This window comes from Salinicola peritrichatus (assembly GCF_003206715.1).
GTDB classification, from domain to species: domain Bacteria; phylum Pseudomonadota; class Gammaproteobacteria; order Pseudomonadales; family Halomonadaceae; genus Salinicola; species Salinicola peritrichatus.
In genome coordinates this window covers 1-20,692 of record NZ_PZJU01000011.1, presented here as the reverse complement: position 1 = coordinate 20,692, position 20,692 = coordinate 1, and the positions used below count along the sequence as shown (strand labels likewise).

The following is a 20,692-nucleotide window of genomic DNA, read 5'->3' as shown; positions in this document are numbered from 1 at the left end:
CATGTTTCCCAGTGGCGCGCGTCCCGACGCTCAGGAAGTGAGCGACTTCCCCTATTCGGTCGTCGAACATCCCAACCTCTGGATACCGCTGCCAGATGGCACACGACTGGCGGCGCGCCTGTGGCTTCCCGAAGTCGCCGAAACACAGCCGCTACCCGCTATCATCGAGTGCATTCCCTACCGCAAGCGTGATGCCACCAGCGCCGATGACGAGCGCATGCACCCCTACTTCGCCGGACACGGTTACGCCGCACTGCGCATCGACCTGCGCGGCAGCGGCGATTCCGATGGCATCCTCGAAGATGAATATCTCGCCCAGGAGCAGGACGACATCGTCGCCGCCATTGCCTGGATCGCGCAGCAGCCTTGGTGCGACGGCAATGTCGGCATGATGGGCATCTCCTGGGGCGGGTTCAATTCCCTCCAGGTCGCGTCCCGCCAGCCCCCCGAACTCAAGGCGATCATCGCCATCGGTGCCACCGTGGATCGCTACCACGACGACGTTCATTACAAGGGCGGGGCCATTCTCAACGAGCACTTCGGCTGGGCGGCCTCTTCGCTTTCGTTCATGTCGCGCCCGCCCGATCCGTCGCTACGCGACGATTGGCGCGAGCAGTGGCGTCATCGTCTCGAACAGCAGCCGTTCGTCGCCGAAAACTGGTTTTCCCATCAGACTCGGGATGACTACTGGCGCCATGGCTCGGTTTGCGAGGACTACTCGCGACTACAGACGCCGATCCTGACCATCACGGGCTGGGCCGATGCCTATGTCAACTTCGTCGCCGAACTCCTCGAACATGCCGAGTGCCCGCGTCTCGGCATCGTCGGTCCCTGGCCACATGCCTATCCGCACGTGGCGATGCCCGGCCCGACGATCGGTTTTCTGCAGGAGGCCGTGCGTTGGTGGGACCACTGGCTCAAGGGGATCGATCGCGGCATCATGCGCGAGCCGGCCTACCGCGTCTTCTGCCAGCGTTTTTCCGGTGCCGACTCGCATGCCCTGGAGACTCCGGGCGAGTGGATCGCGGTAAACCGTTGGCCCTCCCCACGCGTCGTCAGCCGGACCTGGCATCTGGGCGCGGGCAAGCTGACCGCCTCCTCTAATGCCGCCGCAGGCTTGGCAATGCTGAAATCTCCGCAGGACACCGGATGGCAGTGTGGAGAATACATTCCACACTGTAGCGGACCGGAAATCGCCGGCGACCAACGTCTCGACGACGCCCGCTCGCTCTGTTTCGAACTACCGGCACTGGCCGAGGATTTCGTGCTTCTCGGTCGTCCGATAGTGAAGCTCCGTGTCCGTGTCGATCAGCCGCAGGCCAACCTGATCGTGCGCCTCTGCGACGTGTCGCCCGATGGTACGTCCGAGCGCGTGTCCTATGGCGTATTGAACCTCTGCCATCGCCACAGCCACAGCGACCCCGGCGACGTACCGGTCGGAACACCACTGGACGTGGTGGTTCCGCTCAATCAATTGTGTCACCGCTTCCTCGCCGGGCAGCGCTTGCGCGTCGCCATCAGCACCGCCTACTGGCCTTTGGTCTGGCCGAGCCCCAGGGCGGTGACGCTGACCCTGGACGAAGCCGCCAGTCGACTTGTGTTACCGGTCCTTGACATCGACGAGACATCCACGCCCGTTTTCGAACCGGCGGTGTTCTCGGGGCCGGCAGGACACCGGGTAACGCGTGACGGAGACCATCAGCGACGCATCGTTCAGGCCCTGGACGAGGCTTGGACACAGCATGAGATCATCGATGATTTCGGCGAAATCACTTACGATCACGGGCTGGTCAACGACGCCCGTGCCGAAGAGTATTACGGCATCGACCCCACCGATCCCGGTACAGCACGCATGAGCAAAAACTGGGTTCAGCGTTTTCGCCGCAGCGACTGGGAGGCGCATACCGAAACGCGCGCCGAGCTCCGTTGTGATGCCGAATGGTTCTATCTGGAAGCTTGGCTCGACGCCTTCGTCGGCAATGAGCCTCTGGTCAAGAGGCATTGGCAGCGCCGCATCAGGCGCCACCACGTCTGAGCACCAGCCGTCGTCATGAGCCAGACGGCGTCACCACGACGGGCTTGCGTTCAGTGCCCGATCCGGGCATGGCCCGCCATCAAGGAGGCCACCAGGGGCGTATCCGCGTCGCGGTGCGTCGGCATCGCAAAGCGGGCGCGAGCGATATCCGCCTTGTCGATGGTGGCGCTGACGATGCCCCGCCCCGGCTCGGCCCGGGCCAGCGGGTGGCCGTCGACGCCGACGATGCAGCTGCCACCCCAGAAACGGCTCGCCCCCTCGCTGCCGTCCCGATGGGCCATGACGATGGGCGTGCCATAGACCAAGGCGTAAAAACGCAGACAAGCCAGCCAGTTGGATTCGTCGTCGAACTCGCCCTCGACCATGCCGAGCGCCGAGTTGATGGGGGCGACGATCACGTCCGGGCGCGCCAGCATGGCGACATGCGCCAGGCCTGGATTCCAGAGATCGGCACAGACAAGCACGCCGGCGCTCAACCCACCGGCGTCGACTTGGGTCAACACGCGCCCCTTGCTGAAAATCTTGCCTTCCGCATGGCCGCCGTACGTGCATAGGTTGATCTTGCGATGAATCGCGATCACGCGTCCCTGGCGCAGGCACGCCGCCGCGTTGGCGTATTCACCCGGGGCCATGCATTCGACGAATCCCACCACCGTAAGCATGTCCCCACTTTCCCGCGCCAACTCAAGCAGACGCGGGTCGTCGCCCGTCATCGCCACGTCGATGACGGCAGCACCAAGGTCGTAACCCGTCAACGAAAGCTCGGGAAAGACCAGCAGGTCCAGATGCCGTCGGCGCCCCTCGCGAATCATTTCTCGATGTACGCCCAGGTTGGCATCGATGTCGGCAAGATCGCAGTTCATCTGCGCCGCCGCCACCTGATAGAGAGAAGTATGGCTCATGCAGGTTGTCTCACATCCTCGGGGGCCAAGCCGCAACATACGCCGGTGCTCATGACATTGCACAATAGTTCGATGAGAATCCGACATGGATCGCATGACACATTACAATGCCGGGTTCCGATGGTTCTCCGGCCAAGCATGTTATTATCGTAAGCATAAGCTGAATTTATAAAAATAATCGTTAAACCAGACAACTTCTCGCAAAATAACTCGCTGTCTGACTAGCAAAAGACAGAGGAATTGCCTGTGGAATTACTGCAATATGCTCTAGATAATTTAGGGCTGCTCGGCACACGCACGCTCGAGCATATCTCGCTCGTCGGCGTCGCCGTCGGCATCGCGACCCTGACCGGCGTCCCCATCGGGATCGCCATTACCCGCAATGAACGCGTCGCCCGTGCCGTGCTCTATCTGGCTTCGATCATCGTCACCATTCCATCGGTGGCCCTGTTCGGCGTGATGATTCCCATCCTGTCGTTGATCGGTCAGGGAATCGGCTATCTACCGGCGGTCATCGCCGTACTCCTCTATTCGCAACTCCCCATCATCCGCAACACCTATACCGCGATTCACAATGTCGACCCGGCCTTGCGCGAAGCGGCGCGCGGTATCGGCATGAGCCATGGGCAGCGCCTGCGGATGGTCGAGATTCCATTGGCGGTGCCGGTGATCATGGCCGGCGTACGCACCGCTGTCGTCCTCAATATCGGGGTCATGGCGATAGCCGCCTACATCGGCGCCGGCGGACTCGGCACTTTCATCAGCCGGGGCATCTCCCAGTCCGATCCGCGCCAGTTGATTCTCGGCGCCGTCGCCGTGAGCCTGCTGGCGATCGTCGCCGACTATGCCCTGCTGGCACTGCAGAAACGCATGACGCCCAAGGGCATGTCCGTTTCGGCAGCCACGGCCTGACGCCCGGGCAGCTTCGATAACGATCACATTTTCTGCGCTTCGTGGTACCGCCCTGCGCGCGCCACGCCATAAGGATGATCCATGATTCGATTGGACAATCTGACCAAGGTCTTCGATACCCCCGACGGCGCGGTGGTCGCCGCCGACCATATCAGCATGGAGGTGCCACGGGGGGAGATTTGCGTGCTGCTCGGCCCCTCCGGCTGCGGCAAGACGACCACGCTGAAGATGATCAACCGCATCGTGCGAGCGACTTCCGGCAAGGTCTTTCTCGACGGCGAGGACACCAGCGGGCTGAATACCGAGACGCTGCGTCGGAATATCGGCTACGTGATCCAGCAGATCGGCCTGTTCCCCAACATGACGATCGAGGAGAACATCACCGCCGTGCCACGCCTGCTGGGCTGGGACAAGGCCCGCTACAAGGCCCGCGCGCGCGAGTTGATGGACATGATCGCCATGGACGCCGAGGCCTTTCTCAAGCGCTACCCCAGCGAGCTTTCCGGCGGCCAGCAACAGCGCATCGGCGTCGCCCGCGCGCTGGCCGCCGACCCGCCGGTGATGCTGATGGACGAACCTTTCGGCGCCATCGACCCGATCAACCGGGCCGTGATCCAGGACGAGTTCCTGAAGATGCAGGCGCAGCTCAACAAGACCATCATGTTCGTCAGCCACGACATCGACGAAGCGATCAAGATGGGCGACCGCATCGCCATCTTTCGCCAGGGCAAGCTGGTGCAATATTCGGTGCCCGACGAACTGCTCTCGGCGCCCAGGAATGCCTTCGTCGAGTCGTTTCTCGGCGAAGACCGCGCGCTCAAGCGCCTCAATCTGGTCCGGGTCAGAGAGGTCGTCAGCGGCGAACTCGGCACGGTCAATCCCGGCGATACGCTGGCCACGGCCCGCGAACGGATCGACGCCCACGGTTATCGCGACGCCATCGTCATGGTCGATGACCACCGCCGCCCGATCGGCGTCATCTCGCGTGACACCGCCTCCAGCCGACAAGGTTACTGCCGCGACCACACGCGGGGGCTCCCGGCGATCGTCCAGCTCGATGACGACCTGCGCAAGGTCGCCTCGCTGATGTTCGCCCACGACACCACCTGGCTGCCCTGCGTCGACGAAACGGGACGTCTGTGCGGACAGATCACCCAGCGCGACATGACCCATCACCTCGGCTCGCGCTACCGCTCGCATCGCCGCGAGCCGACCGCGAACGGCGAGCAACCGAGAGGAGACTGACCGCATGCCGATACGCTCGCTCTCCAGCGCCGTGCGGCTCGGCGCGGCGGTCGTGATCTTTGTGGCCGGCGTCTGGGCACAGGCCAGCGGCCTGATCGACGACTTCCTGTTCTACTGGCCGGACGTGCAGTATCTCGCCATCCAGCATCTATGGCTGACGGCGGTCTCCGGCAGCCTGGCGATCGTCGTGGCCATCCCGCTGGGCATCGTGCTGTCGCGCCCGAGCGTGGCCCGCTGGGCCGAATCCCTGATGCAGGTACTCAACGTGGGCACCACCATCCCGACGCTGGCGGTACTCGCGCTGTCGATGAGTTTCCTCGGTATCGGCACGCTGCCGGCGGTGTTCGGTTTGTTCGTGGCGACGCTGCTGCCGATCGCGCGCAATACCTATGTCGGTTTGCGCAGCGTCTCGCCGGCACTCAAGGAAGCCGCCGCGGGCATCGGAATGTCCCCGCTGCAGCGACTGCTGCGGGTCGAGCTGCCCAACGCGCTCTATGTGATCTTCGCCGGCATTCGCACGGCGCTGGCGATCAATGTCGGGACGGTGCCGCTGGCCTTTCTGATCGGTGCCGGCGGGCTGGGTGAGCTGATCTTCACCGGCATCGATCTCTACGACACGGTGATGATGCTTTCCGGCGCCATTCCCACCGCGCTGCTGGCGGTGGTCGTCGATCTCGTCATCGCCGTCGTGGCTTTTCTTGTCGTGCCACGGGGTGTGAATCCCGCCCGTCAACGCTGACCCCAAACAACATTCACTCAACGATCCGATAGATGAGGGAGAGACCATGAAACACCTGATGACAGGACTCATTGCCGCAACGCTGCTGGCCTCGGGGGCCGCCAGCGCCGAAGAAATCACCGTCGGCGGCAAGAATTTCACCGAGCAGCAGATACTCGCCAGCATGACCGATCAGTACCTGCAGGCGCTGGGTTACGATGTCGACAAACGTGCCGGCATGGGCTCCGCGGTGCTGCGACGCGCCCAGGAGAATGGCCAGGTCGACCTCTACTGGGAGTACACCGGCACGTCGCTGATCACCTACAACGACGTGACCGAAAAGCTCTCCCCCGAGGAGACCTACCAGCGCGTCAAGCAACTGGACGCGGAAAAAGGCCTGGTCTGGCTGAACCCATCGGAGGCCAACAACACCTATGCACTGACCATGCGCGCCGATGACGCAAAATCCCGCGGCATCGCGTCGATTTCGGATCTGGCCGAAACCATTAATGCCGGCGAAACCCTGACCTTCGCCTCCAACGCCGAGTTCTACGCCCGGGAAGATGGACTGCGCCCCCTGGAACAGACCTACGGCTTCGAATTCGGCCGGCCCAACATCAAGCGCATGGATTTCGGCCTGACCCTGCCGGCACTGCGTGACGAACGGGTCGACGTGTCGATAGCCTACTCCACCGACGGCCGTATCCCCGCCTACGATCTGGTGGCGCTCGAGGACGACAAGCAGTTCTTCCCCAACTACGCGCTGACGCCGGTGGCCCGCCAGGAAACGCTGGATGCCAATCCCGATCTCGCCGAGCAGATGAACGCCCTGTCGGCACTGCTGGACGACAGGACCATGGCGTCACTGAACGCCAGCGTCGACGTCGACGGCGACAATATCGAGGACGTCGCCCACGATTTCCTGGCAGAGCACGATCTGCTGTGAAGACGTTGTCTGTTCAAGCGACGAAGCCACCGCTCAGGCGGTGGCTTCGCATGACCGGGAGGCAAACATGACGACCCAGGACACACTGCGGGTCGGCGCCATGCAGATGAACGCACGACTGGGCGATGTCGCGGGCAATCTGGAACAGCACCGGGCAATGATCGACGAGGCACGGCGAGACGAACTCGACCTGCTGGTGTTTCCCGAACTCTCCCTCACCGGCTATGCGCTGGGCGAACGCGTCCGCGAAGTGGCGCAGCCACGGGATGGCGCGGCGCTGAACGAACTGGCCTCGATCGCCGGAGACATGCGGGTCATGGTGGGCTTCGTCGAATCCGCCGGCCCCGGCGAGTACTACAACGCCATCGCCGTGCTGGCGCACGGTGGCGTCGTTGCCGTGCACCGCAAGCTCAATCTGCCCACCTACGGCGGCCTCGAGGAGGGCAAGTGGTTCCATGCCGGGCGGGAGCTGACGTTCGCGCAACTGGCCGGCGGTTGGCAAGCGGCGCCGCTGATCTGCGCCGACCTATGGAACCCCGCCCTGGTGCATGCCGCCATGCTGCGACGACCCGATCTATTGTGCGCACCGATCAATTCGGCGTCGCATATCGTCTCCAGCGGTTTCTCCAACGAGGACAACTGGCCGCTGAACCTGCGCTTCTACGCCATGACTTATGGCACGCCGGTGATCATGGCCAATCGCCATGGGCCGGAAGGCGACCACCATTTCTGGGGCGGAAGCCAGATCCTCGGCCCGCGTGGCGAACGCCTGGCAAGCGCCGGGGAAGGCGAACGGCTTATCACCGCCACACTCTCCCGCGCCGACATCGCACGGGCACGCTTCGAGCTACCCACGCTGCGCGATGCCAATACCCCCTTGATCCGAGATCTTCTACAACAGGTGCCTTAGATCCGCCATGCCAACCTTCGATTTGATCGACTGGATCCACCGCTTCGATCCCGACACCCTGGACGACGCGCATCTCCCCCAGGCCAAGCGCTGCCTGCTCGACCTGTTCGGCGTCGCCGCCGCCGCCACGCAGACCGAGTTGGCCACTATCGCCACGCGTTACGTTCGCAGCCAACACGCGGGACAGCGCCCGCTGCTGTTTTCGGCGGGCACGGCGTCGGAGAGCGGCGTGGCCCTGCATGGTGCCTGGCTGATCGACGCCTTCGATGCGCATGACGGCCAGGTGTTGACCAAGGGACATGCGGGCGTTGCGCTGTTGCCCGGCCTGCTGGCGTTCGCCGAGACCGAAGCGCTCTCCGGCCGCGCGTTTCTCGGCTTGCTGACGCTTGGCTACGAGATCGCCACGCGCGCCGGCATCGCCCTGCACGCCACCGCCTGCGACTACCACACCTCGGGGGCCTGGAATGCGCTGGCCGTGGCCGCACTGGGCAGCAAATTGCTTGGGCTCGATCGCAAGCGTCTGCAAGAGGCACTCGGCATTGCCGAATTCTATGGTCCGCGCAGCCAGATGATGCGCTGTATCGATCACCCCACCATGGTCAAGGACGGCTCGGGATGGGGAGCAATGAGCGGTGTCGCCGCCAGCCTGCTGGCCCGCGACGGCTTTACCGGCGCGCCAGCGGTGAGCGTCAACGACGATGCCGTCGCATCGATTTGGGGAGACCTCGGCCAGCGCTGGTATGTGCACGAGCAGTACTTCAAGGCCTACCCGGTCTGCCGCTGGGCGCAGCCGGCGGTGGAAGCCGTGTTGTCGCTGCGCGAATCGCTCGGCGGCGCGGCGCGGATCGAGAGCATCGATATTCATACCTTCCATGAAGGGGTCTGCCTGGCGACCGCCAACCCCGACACTACCGAGCAGGCGCAGTACAGCCTGCCCTGGCCGGTGGCCTGCGCCGCCGCCACCGGTAGCGTTGACGCCGCCAGCGTCACCCACCGACTCCGCGATCCCGCGCTGCGCGCTCTGGCGCGACGCGTGACGATGCATCGTCATGCCGACTACGACGCGCGCTTTCCGGCCGAGCGCTGGGCCCACGCCGTCATCACCCTGGACGACGGCACGCGCCTGACCAGCGCCCCTTGCGAGGCGCGCGGCAATCCCACCAACCCGCTGAGCGACGAAGAGATCGGCCAGAAATATCGCCAACTGGCCGAGCCGGTTCTGGGCCGCAAGGCATCGGGTCTGCTCGAAACCGTCATGACGCTGGAATCGCAGCCTGCGCGGGATCTGCTACCTTGGCTGAGGCAATCGGTCTGAGGCCGGGAGAGTCGACGATGAGCCTGCCGCTATGGTGTTTGCTAGTGACGTCACTGCTGCCTTTCTGGCTCGCTTTCTGGGGCAGTGCCGTACGTCGGCGCGAGTTCGGTCGACTCGATAACCATCATCCGCGTCAACAGTACGCCCGGATGAAGGGCCGCGGCGCCCGACTCTGGGCCGCGCAGCAGAACGCGTGGGAGGCACTGGCGCTGTTCACCGCCGGCGTCGTGGCCTGCGAGGTCTCCGGCGGTGGCGGCTGGCTCGCGGGAACGGCAAGTATCATTTTCGTGCTCGCGCGCATCGCTCACGGCACCTGTTACGCCCACGATCTGCCGACGCTACGCTCGAGTATCTTCGTCGTCTCTTTTCTTGCCGTGCTGTGCCTCTTCGCGACAGCGATGGTATGACAACGCGGATATCGCACGCCCTGACCGTCGACCGCCCTCCTTTCCATAGCGCCCGAACGCGATCAGTATCAAGTCTATCGGCGACGGGCCGATAAAGGCCATGACCGGGGTTTGCCCCGCCTGCTGCAAGACTGCGATCGAGATCACGCTGCGATGCACACCAACGAACCCCGTGGCGGCCCTTCACTGGACGCCAACGAACCGGTCGACGTCTCCGTCGTGGATGACACCGGTCGACATCGGCCGTGGGCAACGCAAGCCCTGGCAGCGACCGGACTCTCGCTATGGCGATGGGTAACGCCCGATGCCTTTTGCCGCAGCCAGACTCCGTCCCCCCAAGGAGCCGGCTTGCGCGACGAGACGACGATCGGGTTCCGCTCACTTTTGAGAGCGATGGCGCCCCGCGAGCGGTCGCGGCTCGCCAACCAGTGGCGGCATGTGGCGTGGGGCCACAGCGACCGGTTGGACGTCACGCTACAGCCGGATGCCGGCGATCCTCATACCTGGTGGCGAGTTCGCGGCACCGTCACCCGGCGCGCCCCTCAGGGACGGCCGAGCGCGGCACTTGGCGTATGGGAGGCGGTCGCCGCTCCCGGGCGGCACGACGCCAGCAGCCGAGTCAGAGCCCATGCCTTCGTCGCCTCGCGCGATCCGATGCTGGTCGTCGATGAGCGCTGGCACATCCTCGAAGCCAACGATGCGTTTACCGAACTGGGCGGCGCCCGGTTGAGCGGTATTCTGGGGCAGCGTCTGCAGCGCTATGTCGAAGCCGATGCATTGCGCTTCGCGCCGTCGACCATCGCCGACAACGATCGCACCCATCACCATGAGGGCGTCTTTCATGCCGGCTGCGAGCTGCATATTCCTATCGAGCTCACGCTGAGCGATTTCACGCTGGACGATGATGGCGATGTCCATTACATCGCCGCGCTGCGCGACATATCCGCACGCAAGCGCTCCGAACGCGAGCTGGAGCACCTCGCCAGCATCGATACCCTGACCCAGCTACCCAACCGCGCCACGCTGCAATACACCTTGAAACGGCAACTGCTTCGGGTGACGCCCCACACCGCACTGGCGGTATTGTTCATCGACCTCGATGGTTTCAAGCACATCAACGATTCGCTGGGTCATCAGGCCGGTGATGCGCTACTGCGTATCATGGTGAAACGACTGCGAGCGACGCTGCGCAGCAAGGACCTGGTCGCTCGCTGGGGTGGCGACGAGTTCGTGGTGATCATCGACGTCGGCCGCGACAGCCAACTCGCCGACAAGATCGCCCAGCGGCTATTGGAAGCACTGTCACAGCCGATGGTCATCGGCGGCCATCAGATCAGCGTTACCGCCAGCATCGGTCTCGTTCACGCCCCGGCCGACGGCCGCGACAGCGAAACCCTGCTCAAGCACGCCGATGTCGCGATGTACGCGGCCAAGGACAAGGGCAAGAACACCGTCGTCGCCTATCACGACAAGCTGAAGCACCACAACCTCGAGCAGATGTCGATGCTGTCGCAACTGCGCGAAGCGATCACCAAGGAGACGCTCGACTTCGTCGTGCAGCCCAAGTTCGACGGCCACAACCGGGTAATCGGTGCCGAGATACTGGCACGCTGGTCCACTACCGATTACGGACAGGTGCCGCCGAGCACCTTCGTGCCACTGGCCGAGCACAACGGCATGGCATCGCTGCTGGGCAACCTGGCGATCGAGCATGCCGCCCGCTGTGCGGCAAGACTCGCGGCAGACGGGCACCCACTGCCGGTGGCGGTCAACATCTCGGCACTTCACGTCATGGACGAGAGTCTGGCCGAAACGCTCCACGCAGCCTGCCGCCGCCATGCCATCACCACCGATCAGATCGAGCTGGAAGTGACCGAGTCGGTATTCCTCGAGAATACCCGCGCCCCCGAGGCCCGGATCGAACACCTTCGCCGCCAAGGGTTTCGTGTGGCAATGGACGATTTCGGCTCCGGTTATTCGTCGCTCGGCTATCTCAAGCGCCTGCCGTTCGACACCATCAAGATCGATCGTAGTTTCATGAAAGATCTCGAAGCCGACATCCGCTCGCGTCACCTGCTGGCCGGCATCGTCGGGCTGTGCAATCTATTGGGTATGGAGACGGTTGCGGAAGGCGTCGAAACCCTGGAGCAGTGGCAACTGCTCCAGGAACTCGGGGTCAAGCAGTATCAGGGATACTATCTGGGCCGCCCGATGGGCATGGAGCAACTGCTCGAACGCCTGACGGGCTAGGGGCGGTTGACGTTCATACACACGGCCGCGCCGGACGTACGGCGCGACACGCGGTCTCAGTATTCGCGCCCCAGCAATGCGTCATCGAACGGATAGCGCGACAGTTTTTCGATCCCGGTCTCCGTCACCAGCACTTCCTCTTCCAGCTTGACGCCGTCGGCGGCGCCCACTTCGCCGATGTAGCTCTCCACCGAAACGACCATGCCCGGCTCCAGGATGCCATCCTTGGAGAAGCGATCGAAGTCCATGTGATGGGCGACCAGCGGCGTTTCGCCATGCATGCCGACGCCGTGGATGATCGATGGATAACGCCGATCCAGGAAGCGCTCGGGGATCTTCCATGCCGATTCCGCGATCTCGCGGTAGCTCATGCCCGGCTTGAGGATACCCATGTTGTGGTGGACTTGCTCATAGGCCATGCGGTAGAGATGGCGCTGGTAGTCGGATGGCTTGCCCGGCCCGACATGGAAAGTGCGCGAGAAGTCCGAGTAGTACCCGTGACAACCGATGGTGTCGGTATCCAAGGCGACCAGTTCGCCGGGGCGCACGACGCGATCGCTGGCCTCGTTGAACCAGGGATTGGTGCGAGGGCCCGAGGAGAGCAGCCGGGTCTCGATGAATTCACCACCCTGCTCGATCACGTTGCCGTACATGATCGCGAACAGTTCATTCTCGGTGATCCCGGGATGAATCGCCTCCTCGACCTTGGCCACGGCGGCTTCGCTGGCCGCCATCGACTGCGCCAGGCAGGCGACTTCTTCCGGCGTCTTGATGCGGCGGCAGTGCAAGGTGTCCTGCATGCAGTCGAACACATCGAGCCCCTGGGCTTCGAGCGATCGCGCCAGGTTGAGCGTACAACGGTCCAGGCCGACCTTGCGATTGCCGTTGCCATGCCGGGCGACGAGTTCGGCGATCTCCAGGCCAAACGGATCGCTGGACATATCGTCCCGCTGATTCACCGCCGACCATACCACCTTCGAGGTACGCGCCTCGTCGATGGTCTCCAGCCAGGTGGAGACATGCGCGCTTCCCGGATATTCGAACAGAATCACCGGGCCTTCGAGGGGCACGTAGATATAGCGCGTGGAGTTGCGCAGAAAGTAGCCGAACATGTTGCGCGAGCCGGTCGCGTAGCGCTGGTTGTTCGGGTCGAACAGCACCACGGCGGCGTATTCCTGTTCACGCATCATGTCGCGCAAACGCGCCAGCCGACCCGCGCGCAGCGTCTTGGGATCGAACGCGGTGGGGATACTGTCGCCATTGGCCATGGGCGCCGAGGGCACCACGGGGATGCGTTCGGGCTCGTTATCGGAGAGCTGTTCGAATTCGATGGTACTCATGATAGGGAGCGGTTCCTGAACCAAAGAGCGCAGTGTGCCTTGCGGCGAGGACCGCGCCCGAGCGGGAATGGATGTGATGTGAAGGTCAATCGGCAAGGCTGTCGGTACGCCGGGCGTCACCGTCACGCAGCATCTGCTCGTGAATCGGCGCCATGCGGCCGAAGATGCGCTGCGCGCGTTCGGGACGTCCGACGAAACCCGGCTCCTTGGCGTAGGCGAAGATCACGGTATGGCGCTCGCGCTCTCCGACCACCGGGGTGACCCGATGCAGCGAATAACGACCGAAGAAGATCTGCAGATCGCCCAACTGGAGGTCAAGCGATTTGAGCCGGCTGTCGTCGCCGTCGAGCACGGCCTGCACGCCTTCGAAATTCTCGCCTTCGGGGCTGCGAATACTCGGCGCGTACTCGAACCGGCCACCGCCATCCGGCTTACGCGTCAGCAGCGTCACGATGAATTCGTTGGTGTCATAGTGCCAGGGATGCTGGCAGCCTTCGCGCAGGACGTTGACCACCAGATCCGCCAGCGGGTCGGCGTATTCGTAGATGGCATCCCGGCCGACCACGCTGGCAATGAAACGCTGGAACTGCGGATCCCGATAGATCTGACGAATGATGGTGTTGTCGCCGATGCGGTCACCGGCCACGAACCCATTGGTGCGGTCGTCGAAACGGTTCTTGGGATGGGTGTCAGGCAGCGTCGGGTCGCCGTCGGAGTTGTAGGGATTGGTCTCGTTCTGGTTGTAATGCGCCTCGGGAGATAGCCGTTCGGTTTCCCGCTCCAGGCGTGCCAGCGCGGCTTCGGGAACGAAGCGCTTGAGCACGACGCAACCATCCTCGGCGAGTTGCTCACGACACGCGTCGATCAATTGCCTGCCGTCGTCACTGTCGAGATCGTGTATCGGAAAACGTTGGAGATCGACCAGCCCCTGCAAAGAGCGCGAAGAAGTGTCGACGGCATGAGCGGACATGACAGCTCCTGAAATCCAGAGAGAATGTCTGGACAGACTAGGTCGCTGGGTTCAACAATAAAAATGAATAGTTAACATCAAATCTATTTTCCAGAGTCATCAATCATGGATCCCGATCTCCTCCGTGCCTTCGTGGCCGTCGCCGAATGTGAGGGCTTCAGCGCCGCCGGTCGCATTCTCAACCGCACCCAGTCCGCCGTCAGCCTGCAGATCAAACGGCTCGAGGATCGGGTGCGCGAGCCGCTTTTCGAGCGTACCAGCCGAAGCGTGACCCTGACTCCGGCAGGCGGACGCCTGCTGCCGTATGCGCGCCAGATTCTCAAGCTGCAGGATGAAGCCAAACGCGTCATGCACAGCCAGCGTGAAGGACGCTTGATCCGCCTGGGCATCTCCGAGGAGCAGGCCATCGCCTATCTGCCGCTGTTGCTGCCCCAGTTCGCTGAAGGTTTTCCTCACGTGCGGATCGAAGTCGTCTGCGATATCAGCAGCAACCTGGTTCAGCGCTTTCAGGAAGGTCTTCTGGACGTCGTTCTCGCCGTGCGCCACGGTCCGACCCAGACGGGCCAGTTGCTCGGCCGCGAGCAGATGGTCTGGGTCATCGCCGCGCATCGCACCATCGACGACTGGGATACGCTGCCGCTGGCGCTCAACCCCGAAGGCTGCATCTTCCGCGCGCACGCTTTTGCCGCCCTGGGTCGGGAACAGCGCCAGTGGGACGTACGCTATACCAGCCCTTCCCCCACCGGACTCAATGTCGCGGTGCAGGCCGGACTTGCCTTGACCGTGAAGACGCCTCGCAGCCTGCCACCTGGCTGCCGCATCGTGAGCGACGACGCCGGATTGCCCGACCTCGGCTACGTGGAGATCGAGCTCCATCGTTCTCCCGGCGAGTTGAGCGAGGAGTTCGAGGCGTTCTGCCGGGCCCTCTCGAATCTGGTGGTCAAGGCAGAAAGCGTGGAAGAGGTCGAACCGGTAGCGGCACTGGCCGAAACCGGCGCAGAAGGATAAGTTTGTGCTTCAACCCCTCGCGCCAGTTTCCTCCATGACCTTGACCTTCAGCCTGATAGCGCCCGCCTCCTTCACCCAGCCTGCCATTCTCGAGCGGGCGGCACAGGCGCTGGGCACGCTGGGCATCGCCGTGCGCTTCCCGACCCGATTGCAGGCCCAGACACGCTATCTCGCCGGTAACGTCGAGCATCGCCTGCAGACGCTTTACGATGCCTATGACGATCCCGAGACCGACGCGGTATGGGCGGTTCGTGGTGGCTATGGCTGCGCCCATCTGGCCAACGAGATCGACTGGTCGCGGCTAACTCGCAAGCCCTTGATCGGCTATTCCGATCTCAGCGTGCTGCTGGATCAGTGCCATCGCCACGGCCTGCCGGCGATCCATGGCCCGGTGATGAAGGAAGGGATCAAGCTCGACTCGGACGATCCCGAGCTGCGGGCCGCCGGACACCGCGACTTCCGGGCATTGCTGAGCCTGTTGCGCGGCCAGCCATCGCAGGGCGTCGCGATCACGCCGGTGACCGCGAGCGCGGACGCCATCATCGAAGGTCCGCTGGTGGGCGGCAATCTGGCTACCCTGGCCAGCATCGCCGGCACCTCGCTGGCATTCCGCGCGCCGGCCGGCGCCATCGTGATCCTGGAAGATGTCGGCGAGCCCTACTATCGCCTCGAGCGCGACCTGTGGCAGTTGCTCCATTCGGGCGCGCTGGACCAAGCGTCGGCGGTGTGCCTCGGCACTTTCGAGAAGTGCGAGCCCTATGGCGACCTGCGTCTCGAGATGCTGTTCGAGACATGGCTGCGCCCGCGCGGATTGCCGCTCTATGCCGGACTGCCGATCGGCCATGGCCGCGACAACCTGCCCTGGCGCTACGGCGCCACGGCCAGGATTGCCGACGGGATGTTGCACTTCCTGGATTGATAGCGGGATGGAACGACACCGCCTCGCCATGACGAGGCGGTAGGATTGGGCATAGTGAATTCAGCCGAACTTAGAGCCTGTTCACGATCTCGCGAGCTAGGATCAAACTAGGCGAAAACGCTTGAGGGAGCGGAGTTTACACGGGGTAAATGAGTATCCCGAAAGCGTTTTTAACGACGTTTGGCCGACGCGCAGCAGATCGTGAACAGGTTCTTAGAGGCGTTCGAAAACCGTCGCCACCCCCTGCCCCATGCCGATACACATCGTCGCCAGGCCGAGCGTTGTTTCCTGCTGGCGCATGACGTTGAGCAGCGTGGTGCAGATGCGCGCGCCGGAGCAGCCCAGCGGATGCCCCAGGGCGATGGCGCCGCCGTGCAGGTTGACCGCCTCGTCGAGCCGATCGAGCAGTTCGAGATCCTTCAGTACCGGAATCGACTGGGCGGCGAAGGCCTCGTTGAGTTCCACCGTCTGGATGTCGGCGATCTTCAGTCCGGCGGCCTTGAGCGCCTGCTTCGAAGCCGGCACCGGGCCGTAACCCATGATCGAGGCGTCGCACCCGGCCACGCCGGTCGAGACGACCTTGGCCAGCGGTGTCAGACCGAGCGACTTGGCCCGCTCGTAGCTCATCACCATCAGCGCCGACGCGCCCACCGAGAGCGCCGAAGACGTCCCGGCGGTGACGGTACCATTCTTGGGATCGAAGACCGGCTTGAGGGAGGCCATCTGTTCCAGGCTGGCATCCTCGCGCACCACCTCGTCGTGCTTGACCAGCATGCGGAATCCCTGCTGATCGTGGCCCTCGATCGGCACGATCTCGTTGTCGAAGTAGCCCGCCCGGTTGGCCTCGCTGGCGCGCCGATGCGAACGCAACCCGAACCGGTCCTGCTGCTCGCGGGTAATGCCGTGCATCTTGCCCAGCAGTTCGGCGGTCAGCCCCATCATCATCGCCGCCTTGGCGGTCGTCTTGCTCGCGGCCGGGTTGACGTCGACACCGTGGGTCATCGGCACATGCTCCATGTGCTCGACGCCGCCGATCAAGTAGCAGTCGCCCATGTTGGCGCGGATATTGGCGACGGCGATGTGCAGCGCGCTCATCGACGAGCCGCACAGCCGATTGACGGTCTGCGCCGGCACCGAACGTGGAATGCCGGTGAGGATCGCCGCGTTGCGGGCGATGTTCATCGCCTGCTCGAGAGTCTGGTTGACGCAGCCCCAGATCACGTCGTCCACCGCCGCCGAGTCGAGCGCCTGGTTGCGGGCGAACAGCGCCTGCATCACGGCGGCGGAGAGGTTCTCCGCGCGCACGTTGCGGAAGGCGCCATGCTTGGCTTTGGCCATGGGCGAGCGAACGGCATCGACCACCACGGCATCTCTGGCATGCAAACTCATAACGGTGACTCCGATTGGTGGTGAATTCAGGCTTCGCTAACGTTCGGATAAAACCGCTTACCGTTGGCGGCCATGTCGCGCAGGCGCTCCGTCGGCGCATAGAGCGCGCCGAGTTCGGCCGCCAGCCGTTCGGCCAGCTTCACGAACTCGGCCACGCCCATGGCGTCGATATAGCGCAGCGCACCACCCCGGAACGGCGGGAAGCCGATGCCGTAGATCAGCGCCATGTCGGCCTCCGCCGGTGACCCGACGATGCCATCCTCCAGGCAGCGCACCGTTTCCATGCACAGCGGTACCATCAGGCGAGCGATGATCTCGTCGTCGCTCAGTTCGCGCTGTTCCTGGATCACCTCGGCCACCAGCCGGTGCGCCTCGTCGTCGTGAACCTTCTTCGGCTTGCCCTTCTTGTCCTCCTCGTAGAGGTAGAAGCCCTTGCCATTCTTCTGGCCGAGACGCTGGTTGTCGAGCATCACCTGAATCGCCGACTTGCCTTCCCGGCGCATACGATCGGGAAAACCCTCGGCCATCACTTCGCTGGCATGCACGGCGGTATCGATACCGACCACATCGAGCAGATAGGCCGGGCCCATCGGCCAACCGAAACGCTCCATGGTCCTGTCGATGCGCTCGAAGTCGACGCCGTACTCGACCAGCCCGCTGAAGCCGCCGAAATAGGGGAACAGCACGCGGTTGACCAGGAATCCCGGACAGTCGTTGACCACGATCGGCGTCTTGCCCATCCGGCGGGCGTAGGCGACCGTGGCTGCCACTGCCGCGTCGGACGTTTCGGCGCCACGGATGACCTCGACCAGCGGCATGCGATGCACCGGATTGAAGAAGTGCATGCCGCAGAAATTCTCCGGGCGCTTGAGGCTGGCTGCCAGCCGGTCAATGGAGATCGTCGAAGTATTGGAAGCGAGAATGGTCTCCTCCGCGACTTGCGATTCCACTTCTTGTAGCACCGCTTCCTTGACCTTGGGATTCTCGACCACGGCCTCGACCACCAGGTCGACGTGGCCGAAATCGCCGTAGGAGAGCGTCGGGCGAATGTTGCCGAGCGCTTCCGCCAACTGGGCCTGACTGAGCTTGCCGCGCTCGAGCTGCTTGGCCAGTAGCTTGTGCGCCTCTTTCAGCCCCAGCTCGATCGCCTCCGGCTTGATATCCTTCATCAGGATCGGCGTACCCTTGTAGGCGCTCTGGTAGGCGATACCGCCCCCCATGATGCCGGCACCGAGCACCGCGGCCTGAGCCACCATTCTGGCGTCGCGCTCATACTGTTTGGCCTTCTTCTTGACCGCCTGGTCGTTCAGGAACAGGCCGACCAGGTTGTAGCAGACATCGGTCTTGGCCAGCTTGGCGAAAGCGAGGGCTTCGATGCGCTGGGCCCGCTCGCGTCCTTCGCCGGCCCCCTTCTGGATCACCCGGATCGCCTCGATCGGTGCCGGATAGTGCGGCCCGGCCTTGCCGGCGACATAGCCTTTGGCGGTCTCGAACGCCATCATCTGTTCGACCGCGTCGAGCTTGAGCGGCCCACGCTTCTCTTCGCGTCGGGCACGATAGTCGAAGTCGCCGGCAGTGGCCTTGTCGAGCAGATCGCGTGCCGCCGTCATCAGCGCTTCCTGGGGCACCACCGCATCCACCGCTCCTATCTTGAATGCCGTCTCGGCATCGTTCTGGGAACCGCCGGCGATCCATTCGATGGCGTTGTCGGCACCGATTAGTCGCGGCAGGCGCACGCAGCCTCCCCAGCCCGGCACGATCCCGAGCTTGGTTTCCGGCAAGCCGATCCGGGCGCCGTCGGCCATGACGCGAAAATCCGTGGTCAGGCTGAGCTCGCAACCACCGCCCAGCGCCAGGCCATTGAGCGCCGTAACCGTCGGGAACGGCAGATCCTCGATGCGGTTGAACAGCGCGTGAATGCGGCTATTCATGTCCACCAGAAAGGCTTCGTCCTTAGCGAACATGGCGTGGAATTCGGTGATGTCGGCGCCGACGACGAACACGTCCTTGGCGCTGGCGATGATCAGGCCCTTGAGGCCCGGGTCTCCTTCGATCGCCTCGACAGCGCCTTGCAGCTCGCCGATCACCGAGGAAGAGAGCTTGTTGATCGATTCCGCTTTCAGGTCGAGCATCAGGACAGCAATGTCGCCATCCTGGCGCTCCACCCAAATGGCATCGCCTTGATAGAGCATGCGGGTTCTCCGTGCCATGACTGCGAAGGCATCCCACCGTGACGCCGGCGGGACGAATCATACGAGCGTTTGAATGGTTCCAGCTTGAGCCGTACCGCGGGGCGCGTCAAGCTCAACCAAAGTCGCGGCATGACGACGGACAAGGGTACCGGTATCCGTGAGCCCGGCTTGCCGAGATGATGCGAACGACTGCGATGCGTCCACGCGCAAAGGCGTCTTTCAACCGCTAGAATGGCGCATCTCGTGATGCCCGCGCATTTGCGTTTGGCAGTATCCACCGAAGGGAGTCGCAAGTGGCTGTGAGGGACGTGGTGCCGCCATCCAAGCTGGCCTGGCTGGAACCGGCCATCGCACGGATTCGCAAGTATCTCTGGTTGTGGCCGCCGGTCGCCTTCGTACTGGGATTGCTGGGGTTCTTCCTGGTCAATCGCCAGCAATGGCTGGGTACCGTGTTGGCGGTGGGCCTGCTGCTTACCTGGATGCTGTTGATAGCCGAAAGCGTGACCAGCAAGTGGCTGTCGCGACGCGGCCGGCGATCCGGGCTACCGCGAGTGGTGACCACGTTCGTGGCGCAGATGGTGCACCAGGAGACACTCTTCTTCTGCCTTCCTTTCTTCCTGGCTACCACGATCTGGAACAGTGGCCAGGCACTCTTCACCGGCCTGCTGATCGTCTGTGCTCTGCTGGCGATTCTCGACCCACTCTACTTCGGACTCTCGAATCGCCATCGCTGGCTCTATTTCCTGCTGCATGCGCTATGTGTCTTCGTGGTGATGCTGGTGACCCTGCCGATCATGCTCAGCCTGACGACCGGTGAAAGTCTGGTTCTGTCGATACTGGTGATGACCTTCTTCAGCCTGCCGAGCCTGATCGGCCTGTTGAAACCGACCGGAGCGCTCCGCTGGCTGGCGATGTTCGGACTGCTGATCGTGCTGGGAGCCGTGACCTGGGCCGGTCGCGCCTGGATACCGCCGGCCACGCTGTGGCTCTCGGGCAGTGCTCTTTCACCGGGTTTCGACAGCGCCGCCCGCGAGCCACGCGGTCAGATGACGCTGACATCCCGGAATCTGCAATCCCGCGGGCTTTATGTCTACACCGCCATTCGCGCCCCTCGTGGTCTGCGCGAGAAGATCTACCACGTGTGGCGCCACGATGGCCAAGTCGTCGAACGCATCGCGCTGATCATCCATGGTGGACGCGACCAGGGTTACCGCGCCTGGATGAGGTGGTCCCC

Annotated in this window: 17 protein-coding genes; 12 read left to right on the top strand and 5 right to left on the bottom strand. The window is 63.5% G+C overall.

The genetic code is table 11. From position 1 onward, the window contains the following. Position 1: 1 nt before the first annotated feature. Positions 2-2,035, top strand: coding sequence for a CocE/NonD family hydrolase (locus DOM57_RS06460; RefSeq protein WP_110648416.1), 2,034 nt, complete (start codon positions 2-4; stop codon positions 2,033-2,035). 50 nt (positions 2,036-2,085) lie between these two features. On the opposite strand, the gene DOM57_RS06455 is transcribed toward DOM57_RS06460, so the two are convergent. Further along, entirely contained in the window at positions 2,086-2,937 is an 852-nt protein-coding gene (locus DOM57_RS06455) for a nitrilase-related carbon-nitrogen hydrolase (RefSeq protein WP_110648415.1), read from the bottom strand. A 246-nt stretch (positions 2,938-3,183) separates the two neighbouring features. Here DOM57_RS06455 and DOM57_RS06450 point away from each other — a divergent pair, with 246 nt between their 5' ends. From DOM57_RS06450 to DOM57_RS06415, 8 genes are all read left to right on the top strand, one after another. Next, positions 3,184-3,849: an ABC transporter permease gene (locus tag DOM57_RS06450; protein ID WP_110648414.1), complete on the top strand. Its 666-nt coding sequence runs from the start codon at positions 3,184-3,186 to the stop codon at positions 3,847-3,849. 81 nt (positions 3,850-3,930) lie between these two features. Then, entirely contained in the window at positions 3,931-5,094 is a 1,164-nt protein-coding gene (locus DOM57_RS06445) for an ABC transporter ATP-binding protein (RefSeq protein WP_110648413.1), read from the top strand. Between the two features lie 4 nt (positions 5,095-5,098). Further along, the gene (locus DOM57_RS06440; protein WP_110648412.1) at positions 5,099-5,833 is read left to right on the top strand and encodes an ABC transporter permease; all 735 of its coding nucleotides are present in this window, start codon (positions 5,099-5,101) and stop codon (positions 5,831-5,833) included. 46 nt (positions 5,834-5,879) lie between these two features. Then, positions 5,880-6,758, top strand: a complete 879-nt coding sequence (locus DOM57_RS06435) for a glycine betaine ABC transporter substrate-binding protein (protein WP_110648411.1) — start codon at positions 5,880-5,882, stop codon at positions 6,756-6,758. Between the two features lie 67 nt (positions 6,759-6,825). After that, positions 6,826-7,668 carry a nitrilase-related carbon-nitrogen hydrolase gene (locus DOM57_RS06430; RefSeq protein WP_110648410.1) on the top strand — a complete coding sequence of 281 codons (843 nt, stop codon included), beginning with the start codon at positions 6,826-6,828 and terminating at the stop codon, positions 7,666-7,668. Between the two features lie 7 nt (positions 7,669-7,675). Further along, positions 7,676-8,983, top strand: coding sequence for an MmgE/PrpD family protein (locus DOM57_RS06425; protein WP_110648409.1), 1,308 nt, complete (start codon positions 7,676-7,678; stop codon positions 8,981-8,983). Positions 8,984-9,000: 17 nt separating this feature from the next. After that, complete coding sequence (locus DOM57_RS06420; RefSeq protein ID WP_110648408.1) at positions 9,001-9,390, top strand: MAPEG family protein; 390 nt, start codon at positions 9,001-9,003, stop codon at positions 9,388-9,390. A gap of 153 nt (positions 9,391-9,543) precedes the next feature. Next, positions 9,544-11,640, top strand: coding sequence for a putative bifunctional diguanylate cyclase/phosphodiesterase (locus DOM57_RS06415; protein WP_110648407.1), 2,097 nt, complete (start codon positions 9,544-9,546; stop codon positions 11,638-11,640). Between the two features lie 56 nt (positions 11,641-11,696). On the opposite strand, the gene DOM57_RS06410 is transcribed toward DOM57_RS06415, so the two are convergent. Beyond that, positions 11,697-12,980, bottom strand: a complete 1,284-nt coding sequence (locus tag DOM57_RS06410) for a M24 family metallopeptidase (protein WP_110648406.1) — start codon at positions 12,978-12,980, stop codon at positions 11,697-11,699. Positions 12,981-13,065: 85 nt separating this feature from the next. After that, complete coding sequence (locus DOM57_RS06405; RefSeq protein ID WP_110648405.1) at positions 13,066-13,950, bottom strand: HalD/BesD family halogenase; 885 nt, start codon at positions 13,948-13,950, stop codon at positions 13,066-13,068. A 105-nt stretch (positions 13,951-14,055) separates the two neighbouring features. Here DOM57_RS06405 and DOM57_RS06400 point away from each other — a divergent pair, with 105 nt between their 5' ends. Next, complete coding sequence (locus DOM57_RS06400) at positions 14,056-14,958, top strand: LysR family transcriptional regulator (RefSeq protein ID WP_110648404.1); 903 nt, start codon at positions 14,056-14,058, stop codon at positions 14,956-14,958. A gap of 4 nt (positions 14,959-14,962) precedes the next feature. After that, on the top strand, positions 14,963-15,877 hold the full coding sequence (locus DOM57_RS06395; RefSeq protein ID WP_239496135.1) for a S66 peptidase family protein: 915 nt from the start codon (positions 14,963-14,965) through the stop codon (positions 15,875-15,877). A gap of 213 nt (positions 15,878-16,090) precedes the next feature. On the opposite strand, the gene fadA is transcribed toward DOM57_RS06395, so the two are convergent. Together fadA and fadB are read right to left on the bottom strand one after the other, a co-directional pair. Then, positions 16,091-17,266 (bottom strand): acetyl-CoA C-acyltransferase FadA, encoded by a 1,176-nt coding sequence (fadA, locus tag DOM57_RS06390; RefSeq protein WP_110648403.1) that lies wholly within the window; start codon positions 17,264-17,266, stop codon positions 16,091-16,093. Positions 17,267-17,292: 26 nt separating this feature from the next. Continuing rightward, complete coding sequence (gene fadB / locus DOM57_RS06385; protein WP_110648402.1) at positions 17,293-19,458, bottom strand: fatty acid oxidation complex subunit alpha FadB; 2,166 nt, start codon at positions 19,456-19,458, stop codon at positions 17,293-17,295. A 293-nt stretch (positions 19,459-19,751) separates the two neighbouring features. Between fadB and DOM57_RS06380 the strand changes: the two genes are divergently transcribed. After that, the coding region (locus DOM57_RS06380; RefSeq protein ID WP_239496134.1) for a DUF5924 family protein at positions 19,752-20,692 on the top strand (941 nt) is incomplete at its 3' end.